The organism is Achromobacter seleniivolatilans, assembly GCF_030864005.1.
Classification (GTDB): Bacteria; Pseudomonadota; Gammaproteobacteria; order Burkholderiales; family Burkholderiaceae_B; genus Achromobacter; species Achromobacter seleniivolatilans.
In genome coordinates this window covers 5090143-5105042 of the sequence record NZ_CP132976.1, presented here as the reverse complement: position 1 = coordinate 5105042, position 14900 = coordinate 5090143, and the positions used below count along the sequence as shown (strand labels likewise).

The 14900-nt window shown below is 61.8% G+C and carries 15 protein-coding genes; 9 read left to right on the top strand and 6 right to left on the bottom strand.

Going from position 1 to position 14900, the window contains the following annotated elements:
* Positions 1 to 46 precede the first annotated feature (46 nt).
* A complete protein-coding gene (locus RAS12_RS23060) occupies positions 47 to 901 on the top strand; it encodes an ABC transporter ATP-binding protein (protein WP_306941765.1) in 855 nt (284 codons plus the stop codon).
* Positions 902 to 983: 82 nt separating this feature from the next.
* Positions 984 to 2252: a phenylacetate--CoA ligase family protein gene (locus RAS12_RS23055; RefSeq protein ID WP_306941763.1), complete on the top strand. Its 1269-nt coding sequence runs from the start codon at positions 984 to 986 to the stop codon at positions 2250 to 2252.
* Between the two features lie 42 nt (positions 2253 to 2294).
* On the opposite strand, the gene RAS12_RS23050 is transcribed toward RAS12_RS23055, so the two are convergent.
* The 3 genes from RAS12_RS23050 to RAS12_RS23040 are packed head-to-tail and all read right to left on the bottom strand — an operon-like array spanning position 2295 to position 3479.
* On the bottom strand, positions 2295 to 2714 hold the full coding sequence (locus RAS12_RS23050) for a YeeE/YedE family protein (RefSeq protein WP_306941762.1): 420 nt from the start codon (positions 2712 to 2714) through the stop codon (positions 2295 to 2297).
* Position 2715: 1 nt separating this feature from the next.
* A complete protein-coding gene (locus tag RAS12_RS23045; RefSeq protein WP_306941760.1) occupies positions 2716 to 3147 on the bottom strand; it encodes a YeeE/YedE family protein in 432 nt (143 codons plus the stop codon).
* Complete coding sequence (locus tag RAS12_RS23040; RefSeq protein WP_306941758.1) at positions 3144 to 3479, bottom strand: ArsR/SmtB family transcription factor; 336 nt, start codon at positions 3477 to 3479, stop codon at positions 3144 to 3146. Before RAS12_RS23040 ends, RAS12_RS23045 begins: the two co-directional genes overlap by 4 nt.
* Positions 3480 to 3597: 118 nt before the next feature.
* On the opposite strand from RAS12_RS23040, the gene RAS12_RS23035 reads away from it, so the two are divergent.
* From RAS12_RS23035 to RAS12_RS23020, 4 genes are all read left to right on the top strand, one after another.
* Positions 3598 to 4461, top strand: a complete 864-nt coding sequence (locus tag RAS12_RS23035; RefSeq protein ID WP_306941757.1) for an MBL fold metallo-hydrolase — start codon at positions 3598 to 3600, stop codon at positions 4459 to 4461.
* An 87-nt stretch (positions 4462 to 4548) separates the two neighbouring features.
* Positions 4549 to 6015, top strand: a complete 1467-nt coding sequence (gene pap / locus RAS12_RS23030; RefSeq protein WP_306941754.1) for a polyphosphate:AMP phosphotransferase — start codon at positions 4549 to 4551, stop codon at positions 6013 to 6015.
* Positions 6016 to 6043: 28 nt separating this feature from the next.
* A complete protein-coding gene (locus RAS12_RS23025) occupies positions 6044 to 6493 on the top strand; it encodes a GNAT family N-acetyltransferase (RefSeq protein WP_306941752.1) in 450 nt (149 codons plus the stop codon).
* The gene (locus RAS12_RS23020) at positions 6490 to 6954 is read left to right on the top strand and encodes an HIT family protein (protein WP_306941751.1); all 465 of its coding nucleotides are present in this window, start codon (positions 6490 to 6492) and stop codon (positions 6952 to 6954) included. Before RAS12_RS23025 ends, RAS12_RS23020 begins: the two co-directional genes overlap by 4 nt.
* Here RAS12_RS23020 and RAS12_RS23015 read toward each other — a convergent pair.
* Positions 6951 to 8114, bottom strand: a complete 1164-nt coding sequence (locus RAS12_RS23015; protein WP_306941749.1) for a glycosyltransferase — start codon at positions 8112 to 8114, stop codon at positions 6951 to 6953. The two genes, RAS12_RS23020 and RAS12_RS23015, sit on opposite strands and share 4 nt — an antisense overlap.
* 326 nt (positions 8115 to 8440) lie before the next feature.
* Between RAS12_RS23015 and nhaA the strand changes: the two genes are divergently transcribed.
* Positions 8441 to 9661 carry a Na+/H+ antiporter NhaA gene (gene nhaA, locus RAS12_RS23010; protein ID WP_306941747.1) on the top strand — a complete coding sequence of 407 codons (1221 nt, stop codon included), beginning with the start codon at positions 8441 to 8443 and terminating at the stop codon, positions 9659 to 9661.
* A 12-nt stretch (positions 9662 to 9673) separates the two neighbouring features.
* Here nhaA and RAS12_RS23005 read toward each other — a convergent pair whose 3' ends face one another.
* Positions 9674 to 10327, bottom strand: a complete 654-nt coding sequence (locus RAS12_RS23005; RefSeq protein ID WP_306941746.1) for an N-acetylmuramoyl-L-alanine amidase family protein — start codon at positions 10325 to 10327, stop codon at positions 9674 to 9676.
* 440 nt (positions 10328 to 10767) lie between these two features.
* On the opposite strand from RAS12_RS23005, the gene RAS12_RS23000 reads away from it, so the two are divergent.
* Both RAS12_RS23000 and tenA read left to right on the top strand, forming a co-directional pair.
* Positions 10768 to 11553: a 3-hydroxybutyrate dehydrogenase gene (locus RAS12_RS23000; protein WP_306941744.1), complete on the top strand. Its 786-nt coding sequence runs from the start codon at positions 10768 to 10770 to the stop codon at positions 11551 to 11553.
* A 74-nt stretch (positions 11554 to 11627) separates the two neighbouring features.
* Positions 11628 to 12290: a thiaminase II gene (gene tenA / locus RAS12_RS22995; RefSeq protein WP_306941742.1), complete on the top strand. Its 663-nt coding sequence runs from the start codon at positions 11628 to 11630 to the stop codon at positions 12288 to 12290.
* An 88-nt stretch (positions 12291 to 12378) separates the two neighbouring features.
* Here tenA and RAS12_RS22990 read toward each other — a convergent pair whose 3' ends face one another.
* On the bottom strand, positions 12379 to 14781 hold the full coding sequence (locus tag RAS12_RS22990; RefSeq protein WP_306951582.1) for a TonB-dependent siderophore receptor: 2403 nt from the start codon (positions 14779 to 14781) through the stop codon (positions 12379 to 12381).
* Positions 14782 to 14900: the final 119 nt, after the last annotated feature.

Below are 14900 nucleotides of genomic sequence, written 5' to 3'. Positions count from 1 at the left end.
GCGCCCGAACGGGGGCCGGCCCCGCCACCACGCCGCTGGAATCGTCATGACCGTTGCAACTACCGCTGCCAACACCTCTTCTTTGCCGCCCCAAGCGCCCAAGGTGCTGCTTGATGTCAACGGCATCGAGGTGATCTATAACCACGTGATCCTGGTGCTCAAGGGCGTGTCCCTGCAAGTGCCTGAAGGCAAGATCGTAGCCCTGCTGGGCGCCAATGGCGCCGGCAAGACCACGACCCTGCGCGCCATCTCGAACCTGCTCAAAGGCGAACGCGGCGACGTCACCAAAGGCTATATCCAATACCGGGACCAGCGCATTGAAAGGCTGTCGCCGGCCGAACTGGTCAAGCGCGGCGTCGTGCAGGTCATGGAGGGGCGGCATTGCTTTGCCCACCTGACCATCGAAGAAAACCTGCTGACCGGCGCCTACACGCGCAACATCAGCCGTGGCGAAACGTCTGCCGCGCTGGAACGCGTGTATCAGTACTTTCCGCGGCTCAAGCAACGCCGCAGCAGCCAGTCCGGCTACACGTCGGGCGGCGAACAACAAATGACCGCCATTGGCCGTGCGCTGATGGCAAATCCGAACATGATCCTGCTGGATGAACCATCCATGGGCCTGGCCCCGCAGATCGTTGAGGAAATTTTTGAGATCGTGCGCGATCTGAACCAGCGCGAAGGCGTGAGCTTTCTGCTGGCCGAACAGAACACCAACATCGCGTTGCGGTATGCGGACTACGGCTACATCCTGGAGAACGGCCGCGTGATGATGGACGGCGCCGCGCAGGACCTTGCCCAGAACGAAGATGTGAAGGAGTTCTATCTGGGCATTTCCAGCGGCGAACGCAAGAGCTTCCGAGACAACAAGTTCTACCGCCGCCGCAAACGCTGGCTGGCCTGATCCCTGGATTGGCGGCGCCGGTGTGGACCGGCAGGCCGCCGGCAACGACACCGCAGTACGGCACACGAGAGGGTGCGATCCCATGTCCGAGTTTTTCGATGTCCTGGAAACCCGAGCGCCCGAGCAACGCGAGCGCGAGCTGATGGCCGCCTTGCCTGGCGCCATCACCCGCGCCATTGCCCGCGCACCGGCCATCGCCGAGCAATTGCGCGGCATCGACCCCGCCACCATCACTACGCGGGAGGCTCTGGCCCGCCTGCCGGTGCTGCGTAAGCATGAACTGCTGGAACGCCAGCAACACAGCCGCGACGACAGCGCTGCGCCCGCAGGCCCGGAAAAAGCCTTTGGCGGCTTCTCCGCCATTGGTTGGGGCGAAGCGATGCGCGTCTTCGCCTCGCCCGGCCCCATCTACGAACCGGAAAGCGCCCGCTCGGATTACTGGCGCTTTGCACGCGCGCTTTATGCCGCAGGTTTTCGCGCGGGCGAGTTGGCGTACAACTGCTTTTCCTATCACTTCACGCCCGCAGGTTCCATGATGGAAACGGCGGCCCACGCCGTCGGCTGCACCGTGTTTCCCGGCGGCACGGGGCAGACCGAACAGCAAGTGCGCGCCATTGCCGACCTGGCTCCCAGCGGCTACACAGGCACCCCGAGTTTTCTGAAGATCATTCTGGAAAAGTCGGATGAATTGGGCGTCAAGCTGGGGTCGCTCCAGCGCGCACTCGTATCCGGCGAAGCCTTTCCGCCGTCGCTGCGCGACTGGCTGGCAGCGCGCGGCATTGAAGGCTATCAGGCTTACGGCAGCGCCGACCTGGGCATGATCGCGTTCGAAACGCCAGCGCGGCAAGGATTGGTTCTGGGTGAAGACATCATCGTTGAAATCGTGCGGCCCGGCACGGGAGAACCCGTGCCCGACGGCGTGGTTGGCGAAGTCGTCGTAACCACGCTGAATCCGGATTACCCGCTGGTGCGCTTTGGCACCGGCGACCTGTCGGCCGTCATGCCAGGCATCTCGCCTTGCGGACGCACCAACACGCGCATCAAAGGCTGGATGGGCCGGGCGGATCAGACCACCAAGGTACGCGGCATGTTCGTCCATCCGTCACAGGTAGCGGATGTGGTGCGGCGCCATCCAGAAATCCTGCGTGCGCGCCTGGTCATCAGTGGCAGCACCGGGTCCGACCGCATGGTGCTGAAGGTAGAGGCGCGGGTGCGCAGCGAAGAGCTCGGCAACCGCATCGCCGAATCCGTACGCGACGTGACCAAGTTGCGCAGCGACGTGGAATGGATCGATGCCGATGGCCTGCCTAACGATGGCAAGGTGATCGACGACGTGCGCACTTACGAGTAACGCTGCGGCCCGCTCACTGGCCGCCGGGTTCTCTGCGCCCCGCTAGCCGCGTTTGAGATATTCGAACGCGGAAAACAGCGCCATGCCGGCAATCATGGCGGCCACAAATATCAACGCTTGGGGCACGCCGGCGGCGGCGGCCACCAGCGCTGGCCCCGGGCAAAAACCCGCCAGCCCCCAGCCCGCGCCAAAAGCCAGGCTGCCTGTCGCCAGGCGCGCATCGATGCGGCTGGCGACAGGCCAGCGCATTGGTTCGCCAGACAAGCTGGCGTGGCGGCGGCGCAAGACGGCAAAACCCGCCGCCGTGACCAGCACCGCTCCCCCCATCACAAAGATCAGCGACGGGTCCCAGGCGCCCGCAATATCCAGAAAACCCAAAACCTTGGCAGGGTTGGCCATGCCCGACACGATCAGGCCCAGCCCGAAAACCACGCCGGAAACCAAGGCGATCAAGGCAGCCATGTCAGCCCCCCACCAGATGCCGCAAGACATAAACCATGGCAAAGCCCGCTGCCATGAAGATTGCGGTGGCAACAAAGGACCGGCGTGATCCGCGCGACAGGCCGCACACGCCATGACCGCTGGTGCAGCCCGAGGCAAAACGCGTGCCGGCCCCCACCAGCAGACCGGCCAAAATCAGTCGCCCAGTACCGGCTTCTACGACCATGGCGGGTAGCGCCGCCCCCAGCGTGTACAACCACGGTGACACGCACAGCCCAAGCAGAAAGGCGAGCCGCCATCTGCTGCCGCGCTCAGGCGGCAGCAGGCCTCCCAGAATGCCGCTGATGCCAGCGATGCGTCCTGCACCGAGCATCAGCAAAACGGCAGCAGCGCCAATCAGTAATCCGCCCGCAGCGCCATTTGCCGGAGTGAAGGCGGACCAGTCCACAGTCACTTGAGTGACTCCAACGCGCGGCCGCAGTACAAACTGGATAGCGTTTTCATGACTTGGCTGACCTCAAAGCTTGCCATCTGGTAGTAGACGTACTTGCCGGCGCGCCGGGTGCTGACCACCCCTTCGTCGCGCAACACGCCCAGTTGCTGAGACAAGGTCGGCTGGCGGATACCGGTCAGGGATTCCAGCTCACTGACGTTGCATTCCTTTTGGACCAGTTGGCACAGCAGCAGCAGGCGGTCTTCGTTGGCCAGCGCCTTGAGCAACGCGCAGGCCTGCGCCGCAGACTCACGCAGGACGGCGGCTTCGCACTCGGTAAGAGGAGCATTCATCAAGTGGGCATCAATCAACTGAGGGAACGCTGATCATTATATTGACGCATAAACTATCTAACAATATTATTTATAAATATATATTGATAAGACGACGACACCCGTCAGGCGAGCGCCCATGAATTTTCAGATCCAGGCTTTTTTCGATCCCGTGACGGCCACCGTCACGTACGTAGTCCACGAATCCGTAGCCGGCGGCGCTTGCGCCATCATCGACTCAGTGCTGGACTACGACCCCAAATCAGGCCGCAGCAGCACCGCCAGCGCCGACCGCGTGGCTCAGTACGTGCGTGAACAGGGCCTGAAGACCGAATGGCTGCTGGAAACCCATGCCCATGCAGACCACCTGTCTGCCGCGCCCTATCTGCAACGGCAATTGGGCGGCGTCATCGCCATCGGGCAGAGCATCCGCGCCGTACAAGGCGTGTTCAAGAATATTTTCAATCTGGAGCCGGAGTTCCAGCTGGACGGCTCCCAGTTCGGCCATCTGTTCAATGACGGCGAAACCTTCCGCATCGGCGCGCTGACGGCCACCGCCATTCACGTGCCTGGCCACACGCCGGCCGACATGGCCTACCTGATCGGCGACGCCGCATTTGTCGGCGACACCATGTTCATGCCGGACGTGGGCACCGCGCGCTGCGACTTCCCAGGCGGCGACGCGCACCAACTGTACCGGTCCATCCATCGGCTGCTGGGCCTGCCCGAAGACACGCGGCTTTTCATGTGCCACGACTACCCGCCCGCAGGCCGCGACGCCTGTTGGCAGACGACGGTAGCGGAGCAGCGGCGCGCCAACATCCATGTGCGTGCAGGCGTCAGCGAAGACGACTTCGTCGCCATGCGCACCAAACGCGATGCAACGCTATCAATGCCGACGCTGATCCTGCCCGCTATCCAGGTCAATATCCGCGCCGGCCATCTGCCCCCGCCCGAAGCCAATGGCACGCGGTACTTGAAGATTCCCATCGACGCGCTCTAAGCGCCCGGACAACGCTGCGCACTTGCGCAGCGAGGGCTTATCCCGCAAGATCGTCCGATCAAAAGTTTTACGATCAGACGGAACCCTATGTTCGCCGAAGCCGAAGCCGACCCCAGCCTGTCCAAAGATGAATTCAAACCCCTTGAGGCGCGGCTGCGCGTCGCCCTGCTCAACGCGCAATACGAGCGCCTGAACAAAGCGGAAAAGTCGCTGCTGGTCGTGGTGGCAGGTGTGGACGGCGCGGGCAAAGGCGCCACGGTCAACCTGCTGAACGAATGGATGGACCCGCGCCACATCAGAACCTTGGCCTATGGTCCACCCGAGAGCGAGGAACTGGAACGCCCCCCGTTTTGGCGCTACTGGAACGACCTGCCGCCCAAAGGCAGCATGGGCATTGTGTTCGGCTCGTGGTACACGCCGCTGATTCTTGAGACCATACGAAAAAAGCCCAACCAAGAGGCGATCGAAGCGCAGGCCGCCGCCATCCGCCGCTTTGAAGCGATGCTGGCCGCGGAAGGCGTGCAAATCATCAAGCTGTGGTTCCACTTGTCGGCCAAGGCCCAAAAGGATCGTGCCCAGCGGCTGCTGGCAAGCCCCGAAACGTCCTGGCAAGTCAGCCCGGTAGATCTGAAGGTCAACAAAAAATTCGACCGTATCCGCGCTGGCGGACAGATCGTGCTGAACCACACCGACAGCGGTCATGCCCCCTGGGTCGTCATTCCCAGCGCCGACGAGAACATGCGCGCAGCGCGCACCGCCGAAGCCGTGCTTGCCGCCATGCGCCAGCGTGGCGCGCCGCGCATCCCGCAATCGTTCCTCGCCCACGCCAGCCCCGCCCGCATCGTGGACCGGCTGGGACAACTGGATTACGACGCCAAGATCGACAAGGACGACTACGAATCAGAGCTGGGCCTGCTGCAAGGCAGGCTGGCGCGCGCAGCGCGTTCCAAGAAATTCCAGGAACGCTCGCTGGTGCTGGTATTTGAAGGGCAGGATGCCGCCGGCAAGGGTGGCGCCATTCGGCGCGTAACGCACGCGCTGGACGCCCGGCAATTCGACATCACCCCAGTTGCCGCGCCCAACAGTTATGAACTGTCCCGCCCCTATTTGTGGCGTTTCTGGCGCCACGTGCCGCGCCATGGCCGCGTCGCCATCTTCGACCGCTCATGGTACGGCCGCGTGCTGGTCGAGCGGGTAGAGAAGCTGACAGCGCCCGCCAATTGGCGCCGCGCGTATGGCGAGATCAACGACTTCGAGCAGCAACTGACGGCAAGCGGCGCGATAGTGTTGAAGTTCTGGCTGGCCGTAACCGAGGACGTACAGCTGGAGCGCTTTAAAGAGCGCGAGAAGTCACCGTTCAAGAACTTCAAAATCACGCCGGATGATTGGCGCAACCGCGAAAAATGGAAAGACTACGCCGCCGCCGCCAATGAAATGATGACCCGTACCGACGTTGCGCACGCCCCTTGGCATCTGGTGTCGGCCAACGACAAGCGGTACGCTCGGCTTCAAGTGCTTCGGCACATCGTAGAAACCATCGAAGACCAACTTTGAACCGCCTGCCACAAGGAGGCTTTGCGCCATGAGTACCGCCGAAATCCGTCCTGTCGTCGCTGCTGACTTCGACGTATGGCTGCCGCTATGGAAGGGCTACCAGGACTTCTACCGCGTCACCATTGACGACGCCGTAACGCGCAATACCTGGGAACGATTCCTGAACCCGGCCGAGCCGATGCACGCCGCCCTGGCTTACGACAATGGCCGCGCCATCGGCATGGTGCATTGGATCTTCCATCGGTCCACCTGGACAGCGGGAGACTACTGTTACCTGCAAGATCTCTACGTGGACCCGGACGTGCGCGGCACGGGCGCTGGCCGTAAGCTGATCGAACACGTTTACGCAGAAGCCGCCACCGCCAATTGCTCGCGGGTGTACTGGCTGACCCATGAGACCAACGCAAGCGCGATGCAGTTGTATGACCGCATTGCCGACCGTTCCGGCTTCATTCAATACCGCAAGGTGCTTGGGTGAGCGCACGCGACCCGAACTGCCCGCTGTGCCTGGAAGACGGCGGCACGCTGCTATGGCGCGGGCCGCACCTGCGCGTCATTGAAGTGAACGACGCGGACTATCCCGGTTTCACGCGAGTCATCTGGAACGCCCATCTGGCCGAGATGACCAGTTTGTCCACCCACGGGCGCGACCTGCTGATGCGGGCTGTGTACGTGGTGGAAGAAGCCCAGCAATCCATTCTGTCCCCCGACAAGATCAATCTGGCGTCGTTGGGCAATATGGTGCCGCACTTGCATTGGCACGTGATCCCGCGCTGGCGTGGCGATCGGCACTTTCCCGATCCCATCTGGGCGCCGCCGCGCGTGGCAGCAGGCGCCGAACCTGCTGAGTGGGCCGAGCGGCAGGCGCAGGTGCAGGCCTTGCTGCCCCGCTACCGCAACCGGGTGGTCGAAGCCATGAACGCGCTGCTCATGCACTAAATCGCGGCGCGGGCCGCCCTTGGCAGGCGGCCAAGTTCCGACAGCCAGTGCGCGTACACCTGCTCTACCTGGTCCGCCGCGCGCTCGGCGGAGAACAGGCCGTTGCCGCGGATCAAATCCCGGCCAGCGTTACCCATTTGGCGGCGCAGCGCCGGATCAGCCAATAGCGTTTCCAGCGCAGCCGCCAGCGCAGCCGGATCACGCGGCGGCACCAGCAAGCCTGTCACGCCCGCCTGCATGGTTTCGGGCACCCCGCCCACATCCGTACCGATCACCGGCAAACCCATGCCGGCAGCTTCAATGAAGACCGTACCCAGAGCTTCCCGATGCGTCGCCAGTGCAAAAATGTCGCATGCCGTCAGCACATTGCCGATGTCGTTGCGACGGCCAGCGAAATGCACCCGCGTCCCCAGGTTCAGCGCCGCTACCTGCTCCTGCAAGCGCTGGAACAAGGGCATACCATCGCCCACCAGCAATAAATGCGCTTGGGGAAACCGCGTGGACACGAGGTGGAAAGCGTCGATCAGATCAGCGTGCCCCTTCTCGGCCCGCATCACCGCCACGCATCCCACTACCAAGGCGTCTTCGGGCAACCCAAATTCGCGCCGGACGCAGGCGTCCACATTCACTTGCGGCAACACAACCGGCGAATGAATGGTAGCCACCGATTCGGGCCGCGCACCGCCCTCGAGCAGTTGCTTGCGCACATAGCGGCTGACCGCGATCACCCTGTGAGCCAGCCACGTGTAGGCATAAAGAGAATTGATGGGCTTGGCCAGATGGCGCGTACGAACGATCAGCGGAGTGCGCGCCAGGCGCGCGGCTATCGCAGCCAGCACGGTATCGCGGCGGCTGTGGGTATTGACGACATCAAAGCGCTCGCGCCGCAGCAAACTGCGCACAAATGCCACACCGCGCAAAAAGTTTCCAGGGCCATCCATGACGATCCGATGCACCGTAAAGCCATCTTGGCTCAAGCGGTCGCCGAGCTCGGCGCCCGGCTGGCACACCAGCTCCAAGTGATGACCGCGATCGCGCATCGCGATCATTTCTTTATAGATGCAGAATTCTTGACCGCCAAACGAGGTCGCGGCTTCCGTATGCAGAATGCGCAAAGGACGCCCCGGGTTGCCAACTTTCTGTTCAACGGGATTCAGCATAATTTGAGGGATGAAGCAGTGGCCAGCCGATGATGCCAGTCGGCGTTGCTAGCCTACAAACTGGTCAGACATTCAAGGAAAACGCTAATTTATGAAGTCAGTTGAAATACTTATTACACACTGAATTATCGAAGATCGAAATTTAATCGAAACCCGTAAGGAAGTACAAGCATGTTTGCACCTTTCAAGTGCAGAATATTTCAAGTGAAATCAAGAACTTTTGCAAAAATTAGACGACGTTCGGCGCCTTATCCGAGATGTTCGTTATTGTTCAGCTAAAATTCAGCACCAACAAATCATGTTACTCAAGTCATGAAGGACGCCAAGTGAACCCGCAGGTTCAGAGAAACACCCGCCCCCTCTCTTTTCTTCAAGCCTTCCTGCGGTCCGAGGCCCTGGGCGGCTATGTCCTCATGGCGGCAGCGCTTGTCGCACTGATCGTTGCCAACAGTCCGGCAGCCTCTTTTTATTTTGAGGTCCTGGAAACAAAACTGGGCTTTCAAGTCGGCCCTGTCCTGCTCAAAGAAACGGTGCTGCATTGGATCAACGACGGTCTGATGGCCGTGTTCTTCCTGCTGGTGGGGCTGGAGATCAAGCGCGAAGTCCTGGACGGCCAGCTGCGCGGTACGGCAAGAATCATCCTGCCGGGCATTGCGGCGCTGGGTGGCATGGTGCTGCCCGCCGTGATCTATCTGGCGATCAACCTGGGCAGCCCCGATACGCTGCGAGGCTGGGCCATCCCTGCCGCCACTGACATCGCCTTTGCGCTGGGTATCCTGGCGCTGCTGGGTAGCCGTGTACCGACGTCTTTGAAGATTTTTCTGACCGCGCTGGCCATCCTGGATGACTTGGGCGCCATTGTCATCATTGCCCTGTTCTATACGTCTCAGCTCAAAGTCTTCGCGCTGGTCATGGCTGGCGCCTTGCTGGCGTGCCTGTTCTGCCTGAATCGCGCGGGCGTGCTGCGTTTGACACCTTATCTGCTGCTGGGCGCCCTGCTCTGGTATTTCGTACTGAAGTCTGGCGTGCATGCCACGCTGGCCGGCGTAGCGCTGGCGCTGACTATCCCGCTGCGGCCGCGCAATCAGGGCAAGCCGCAAGCACATTCTCCGCTGCACGATCTTGAGCACGCGCTACATAAACCGGTGGCTCTGCTGATCGTGCCGCTGTTTGGCTTTGCCAATGCCGGCGTTTCGTTTGCGGGCATGGGGCTGGCAAGCCTGGCACAACCCGTGCCGCTGGGCGTGGCGCTGGGTCTGTTCCTGGGCAAGCAGCTGGGGGTATTCGGCTTTGCCTGGCTGGCGATAAAGACGGGCGTCGCCAGCCTGCCGCGTCACGCCACGTTTACCCAGTTGTATGGGGTGGCCTTGCTCTGCGGCATCGGCTTCACAATGAGCCTCTTCATCGGCGCACTCGCCTTCTCCGACGCCGCTACGGTGGATGCCACCAAGATTGGCGTGCTGACCGGCTCACTGGTATCGGCAGTCGCTGGATTCTTGTTGTTGCGGGCGCAGGGTGCGCAAACGCAGGAAACGCCCCCGCACTGAACCCGCAACGGCCTACAACTTCTGGCAAGCGTGCGCGCCACGCGCGATCGCTTGCGCCAGCGGTTTATAGGTGTCTGGGCGGGCCAGCCGGCGCTCTTCATCCGGATTGACGATCACCCCAACTTCCACCAGCACCGCCGCCATCGGCGCGGTCTTCAGCACGGCCAAGCCATCAAACCGATGGACGCCTAAACGACGGTCTATCAGTGGCCGGTTTTCCCCCGCGATGGGTTCCGCGTGATACAGGGACGGCTTTTCTCCTGCCGCCAGCAGTTGTTCGCCAATGGCGCGAGCGCAACGCAGGCTTTTCTCGTAGTTGGGATTGCGCTCGGATACGAAGATGGAAAATCCCGCGAACTCACGCTGACGGCCGGCATCGATGTACTTCTGCTGCATCGAGTCGTGATGGATGGACACAAAGAAATCCGCGCCCGGCGCGGTCCGGGCGCGCTTGCCCAGGTCAATTTCGGCGCCATCGGCCGCCACTTGGGTCACCCGGTCTCCCGCCGCACGTAAATCGGCCGCCACCAGATTGCTGACGTCCAGGTTGTACAGGTATTCGACCCGGCCGCTGGCGCCAGTCGCGCCTGGCCGTTGGACCGTGTGCCCGGTATCCACCACGATGTGCGCGGCATGGGCTGGCAGCGCCAGCAACATCGGGCTCATGCAAAGCAACGCCCGGCCCGCGGCCCTCCAGAAACGACTCAGATAGTTTGTTGCCACGCTGCCTCTGACCTTTACCTGCAATATATGACGGCTGCCAGGGCCGCGCCCCTGCCGGATGCGCCGGATTCTCGCAAAGCGGCGGCGCGTGCGCAATGGAACAACGCCTGACGGCTGGGTTACCCGTAACAAGGATGCGGCCGTTGCCTGCCACGCGTCGCCCACCGTAGAAGCAAATGACATACCCGGTTACGGGCCCGATACTGCGCATCACCGGCCACGCATTCAGCCGCTACTCAAGCTGAGCGGCTACCATCGGTAAATGCACCTTGCGGCGATGGGCGACATCAAGCCCTGCCGTCACAAGGCCCGTCGCCGGCCGCGCGCCGCGTCAACGACCTGCATCGCGGACGCACCGGCATTCCTTACCCGGAGGTTGCAGCATGAGCCAGTTGAATGGAAAAGTCGCCGTCGTTACCGGCGCGGCCAGCGGTATTGGTAAAGAAATTGCCTTGACGCTTTCACGCGCTGGCGCGGCTATTGCCATTGCCGATCTGAACCAGGCCGGCGCCGACGCCGTGGCACGCGAGATCGAACAAGCCGGCGGCAAGGCCATGGGTGTGGCCATGGACGTCACGAATGAAGACGCCGTCAACAAAGGCATAGATCAGGTCGCCGCCGCGTACGGCAGCATCGACATCCTGATCTCCAACGCCGGCATCCAGATCGTGAACCCGATCGAGAATTACGCGTTCTCCGATTGGAAAAAAATGCAGGCCATCCACGTCGACGGCGCGTTCCTGACGACCAAGGCGGCGCTCAAACACATGTACAAGGACAACCGCGGCGGCGTGGTCATCTACATGGGATCAGTGCACTCCCACGAAGCATCGCCGCTGAAGTCCGCCTACGTTGCCGCCAAGCATGCGCTATTGGGTCTGGCCCGCGTACTGGCCAAGGAAGGCGCGGCGCACAACGTGCGTTCGCACGTCATCTGCCCGGGTTTCGTGCGCACTCCGCTGGTGGAAAAGCAGATCCCCGAGCAGGCCAAGGAACTGGGCATCAGCGAAGAAGACGTCGTCAAGAAAGTGATGCTGGGCGACACCGTGGATGGCGTGTTCACGACCGTTGAAGACGTGGCGCAAACCGCCCTGTTCCTGTCCACCTTCCCCAGCGCGGCGCTTACGGGCCAGTCGTTTGTGGTGAGCCACGGCTGGTACATGCAGTAAACAACTTGCTAACCTTATGCCGATCGGCGGGCGCGCACCGTTTGCGCGCCGGTCATTTCGGCATAAGGAATTTCATGTCTTTCAGCTCTGACGCCTGGGCGCGCAACGCCGCGCTGTACGAAAAAACCCGCGATATGCCGTTCAACCAGGAACTGGCCAGCGGCCAGCTCGACGAGAACGCATTCAAGCACTACATGATTCAGGACGCCCACTACCTGGTCGCGTTCGGGCGCGCGCTGGCTATCGCAGCCGCCAAGGCGGACGACGCCGACGGCGTGGTGCAGTTCGCAGAAGCCGCCAAGGGCGCGGTAGTTGCCGAACGCACGTTGCACGCGGGCTTCATGAAGCAATTCGGCATTGATGCTGCCACCTTCGAAGCCACGCCGCTGACACCGGCCAGCCATCACTACACCAGCTATCTGATTGCCACCGCATGGAGCGCGCCGTACCCGGTGGCGCTGGCGGCACTGCTGCCCTGCTTCTGGATCTATGCCGAGATCGGCCGAGAGATCCACGCACACGCAACGCGCCCCAATCCCTATGCTGCGTGGATCGACACCTATGCCGGCGAAGAATTCCACGCGCTGGTGCAGGCAGTGATCACATCGGTAGACCGCGCCGCCGAAACGGCGTCAACGCACACGCGCGAGGCCATGCATCAGGCCTACACGCACGCCGCCCAGCTGGAATGGATGTTCTGGGATTCCGCCCACCGGCGGGCCGGCTGGCCGGTCTGAATCTGATGCCCAGTCCCGCTACGGGGAACTGGCTCGATTGCAAGTAGCGGGCGCTTGTTTCCCGGCAAGCGCCCGCTACCCGCCCCGCTTAGAACTGGTAGCGCGTGCTCAACAAGAAGCTGCGTGGCGTGCCGTAGTAGTTGCCGCCATTATTTCCCTGCAACGAGTCAAAGTACTGCTTGTCGAACAGGTTATTCACGTTCAGTTGAATGTCCAGCTGGCGGTTCACCTTGTAGCCTGCCACCAGATCAACCACGGCATAGGGCGACTGCTTGACCACATACCCGGCAGAGCTCGTCAATGACTGGGTCGTGATCTTGCTTTGCGCACGCAGCGCGCCGCCCACCCGCCACTTGTCATAGGCGCCCGGCAAGTGATACATCGCCGACAACTTGAACTGATGCTGCGGGATATAGCTGGCGTAGGGCTGGCCCGATGCCCCATCCATGCCGCCGCTAGACACCTTGGCGCGGGTATAGGAATAGCCCAGCCCCACATTCAGGCGCGGCAGCACTTCGCCATTGATGTCGATTTCCACGCCTTCGCTTTTCACCTCACCCACGGCACGGTAGCAGTTGGTGGCGACAAAGCATGACGAGATGTCCGTGACCGCTTGCGGCAGATTGGTTTGTGTCGTGGAGAAGAACGCGATGGCCGCGTTGACTCGCTCGTCCAGGTAGCTGCCCTTCAAACCGATTTCGTAGTTGGTGCCTTCGACGGGTTTGATCACCGTGCCGGAGGTATCCAGGTAGTACTGCGGCTTGAAGATGCTGGAATAACTGGCATAGACCGAGTGGTTGTCGTTCAGGTCGTAGGTCAGCGCGGCATAGGGCGTGAAGTGCGCGTTTTCGCCAAACTTGCGATGGCTGCTCCAGCTGCCTTGATATTGCTTATTGTCGAAGTCAAACCAATCCATCCGCGCGCCAAGAATCATATTCAGCGGGTCGGCAAGGCGGAAACGGCCCGTCGCGTAGAGGGACTTCAATTCAGAGCGCTGATCTCGGCTCCACATCGTGTCCTTCACAAAATCGCTGCGGCGCAGGGAATCCGGGTCCCAGGTGTACGGATTGACGCCGGCAGTCATCAAATAGCCGTCCGGCTCGTTCAGATAGCTGTATCCATTGTCCAGCCACCTATCCTTGCGGTAGCTGGCGCCGATAGCGATATCGTGCTCGCGGCCAAACAGCGTGATGGGACCTTGCGCGGATACATCGAAGCTGCGCTGCTTTTTGTCGTAGTCGTAGCGGCCGCCCATCACGTCGTACAACGGATTACCCTGGTCATCGTATCTGCCCGACACGAAATACGCCCCGTCCAGGGAAGATTTCCCGTTCACGCCGCGAGCCGCTGCGCGGGCGATCCAGCCGCTGTCAAACGTATGCTTCAGTTCGGCAAAGAGGCTCTTTTCGCTTTTGTCCCAATAGCTCCAAGATGGCGAGAAGCGGCGCGAACGCCGGATATCCAGCGGCGTGCCATCCGGCGCGGTGGGCACGCCCATCCACTCTGACCCGGGGTTGTCTTCGCGGTTGGAATGCCCGCCCAAGGTCAGCGTGGTGTTGGCAGTCAGGTCAATGTCGACGACGCCGTAATACAGCTGCTTGCGGCTGCTGTATCCATCGGTGAAATAGTCTCGCGACTGTTGCGACGTCACGAAGCGCCCGCGCACCGATCCGCTGTCATTCAACGGCCCGCCAGCATCCAGCTCGCCCGAAAAATTGTTCCACGACCCCGCACGCGCTGTGGCGATGAACTGCGCAGAATCCGTCGGCTGCTTGCGCACAAAGTTGATCGTGCCGGACGGGTCGCCCATGCCCGTCATCAAACCCGTCGGGCCGCGCACGACTTCCACGTGGTCGTACATGGCGGTCGTGCTGTAGGTGGACGTGTCGGTCTCGTACGAGATCGGCAAGCCATCCAGCAAAAAGGTATTGATCGTGAAGCCCCGCGAGAAATATCGCGACCGGTCGTTGCTCCAATGATTGACGGTGACGCCCGTGGTGCTGTTGGCGACGTCATCCAGCGTCTGCATCGCAAAATCGTCCAGCTTTTGACGGGTGATCACGCTGACAGACTGCGGAGTTTCCTGGATGGTCAGCGGCAGCTTGGTGGCCGTGCTCATCGCGCCAGTCGTATAGGAGCCCGTGCCCTCTGTCATTGAGTTGCCTTTGCCCACGACGGTGATCGTGTTCATCATCACGCTCGTGGCATCCGCTTCTGCTTCGCGCGCCACCGACACATTGCTGCCCGAGCGTTCAAACACCAACCCCGAACCCGCCAACAACGCGCGCAACGCCTGATCGGGCGTCAGCGAACCCGAAACGGCGGGCGCCTTCAAACCGCGCACGGTATCCGGCGCATACGCCAATTCCAGCGACGCCTGCGTCGCCAACTGCGTCAACGCGCCTTCCAGCGACTGCGCAGGGATGTTGAACGACAAAGGCGCTTCCTGCGCCTGCGCGTTGTGTTGCGGCAAGGCCAGCGCCAGCATCATCGCCAGGCCCAGCACGGTCAGACCGCGCGCAGGCGCGGCAAGGCGCCGCGCTGCACGCGGGCGATATCCAGAAGTTTTACGGTTCACGGAACAAGCTTTCCAGAAAGGGTCTTGAGACT

Coding starts and splice junctions, on each gene's coding strand:
- RAS12_RS23060 (WP_306941765.1), top strand. CDS start 47: ATGACCGTTGCAACTACCGCTGCCAACACCTCTTCTTTGCCGCCCCAA.
- RAS12_RS23055 (WP_306941763.1), top strand. CDS start 984: ATGTCCGAGTTTTTCGATGTCCTGGAAACCCGAGCGCCCGAGCAACGC.
- RAS12_RS23050 (WP_306941762.1), bottom strand. CDS start 2,714: ATGGCTGCCTTGATCGCCTTGGTTTCCGGCGTGGTTTTCGGGCTGGGC.
- RAS12_RS23040 (WP_306941758.1), bottom strand. CDS start 3,479: ATGAATGCTCCTCTTACCGAGTGCGAAGCCGCCGTCCTGCGTGAGTCT.
- RAS12_RS23035 (WP_306941757.1), top strand. CDS start 3,598: ATGAATTTTCAGATCCAGGCTTTTTTCGATCCCGTGACGGCCACCGTC.
- pap (WP_306941754.1), top strand. CDS start 4,549: ATGTTCGCCGAAGCCGAAGCCGACCCCAGCCTGTCCAAAGATGAATTC.
- RAS12_RS23025 (WP_306941752.1), top strand. CDS start 6,044: ATGAGTACCGCCGAAATCCGTCCTGTCGTCGCTGCTGACTTCGACGTA.
- RAS12_RS23015 (WP_306941749.1), bottom strand. CDS start 8,114: ATGCTGAATCCCGTTGAACAGAAAGTTGGCAACCCGGGGCGTCCTTTG.
- RAS12_RS23005 (WP_306941746.1), bottom strand. CDS start 10,327: ATGAGCCCGATGTTGCTGGCGCTGCCAGCCCATGCCGCGCACATCGTG.
- RAS12_RS23000 (WP_306941744.1), top strand. CDS start 10,768: ATGAGCCAGTTGAATGGAAAAGTCGCCGTCGTTACCGGCGCGGCCAGC.
- tenA (WP_306941742.1), top strand. CDS start 11,628: ATGTCTTTCAGCTCTGACGCCTGGGCGCGCAACGCCGCGCTGTACGAA.
- RAS12_RS22990 (WP_306951582.1), bottom strand. CDS start 14,781: ATGATGCTGGCGCTGGCCTTGCCGCAACACAACGCGCAGGCGCAGGAA.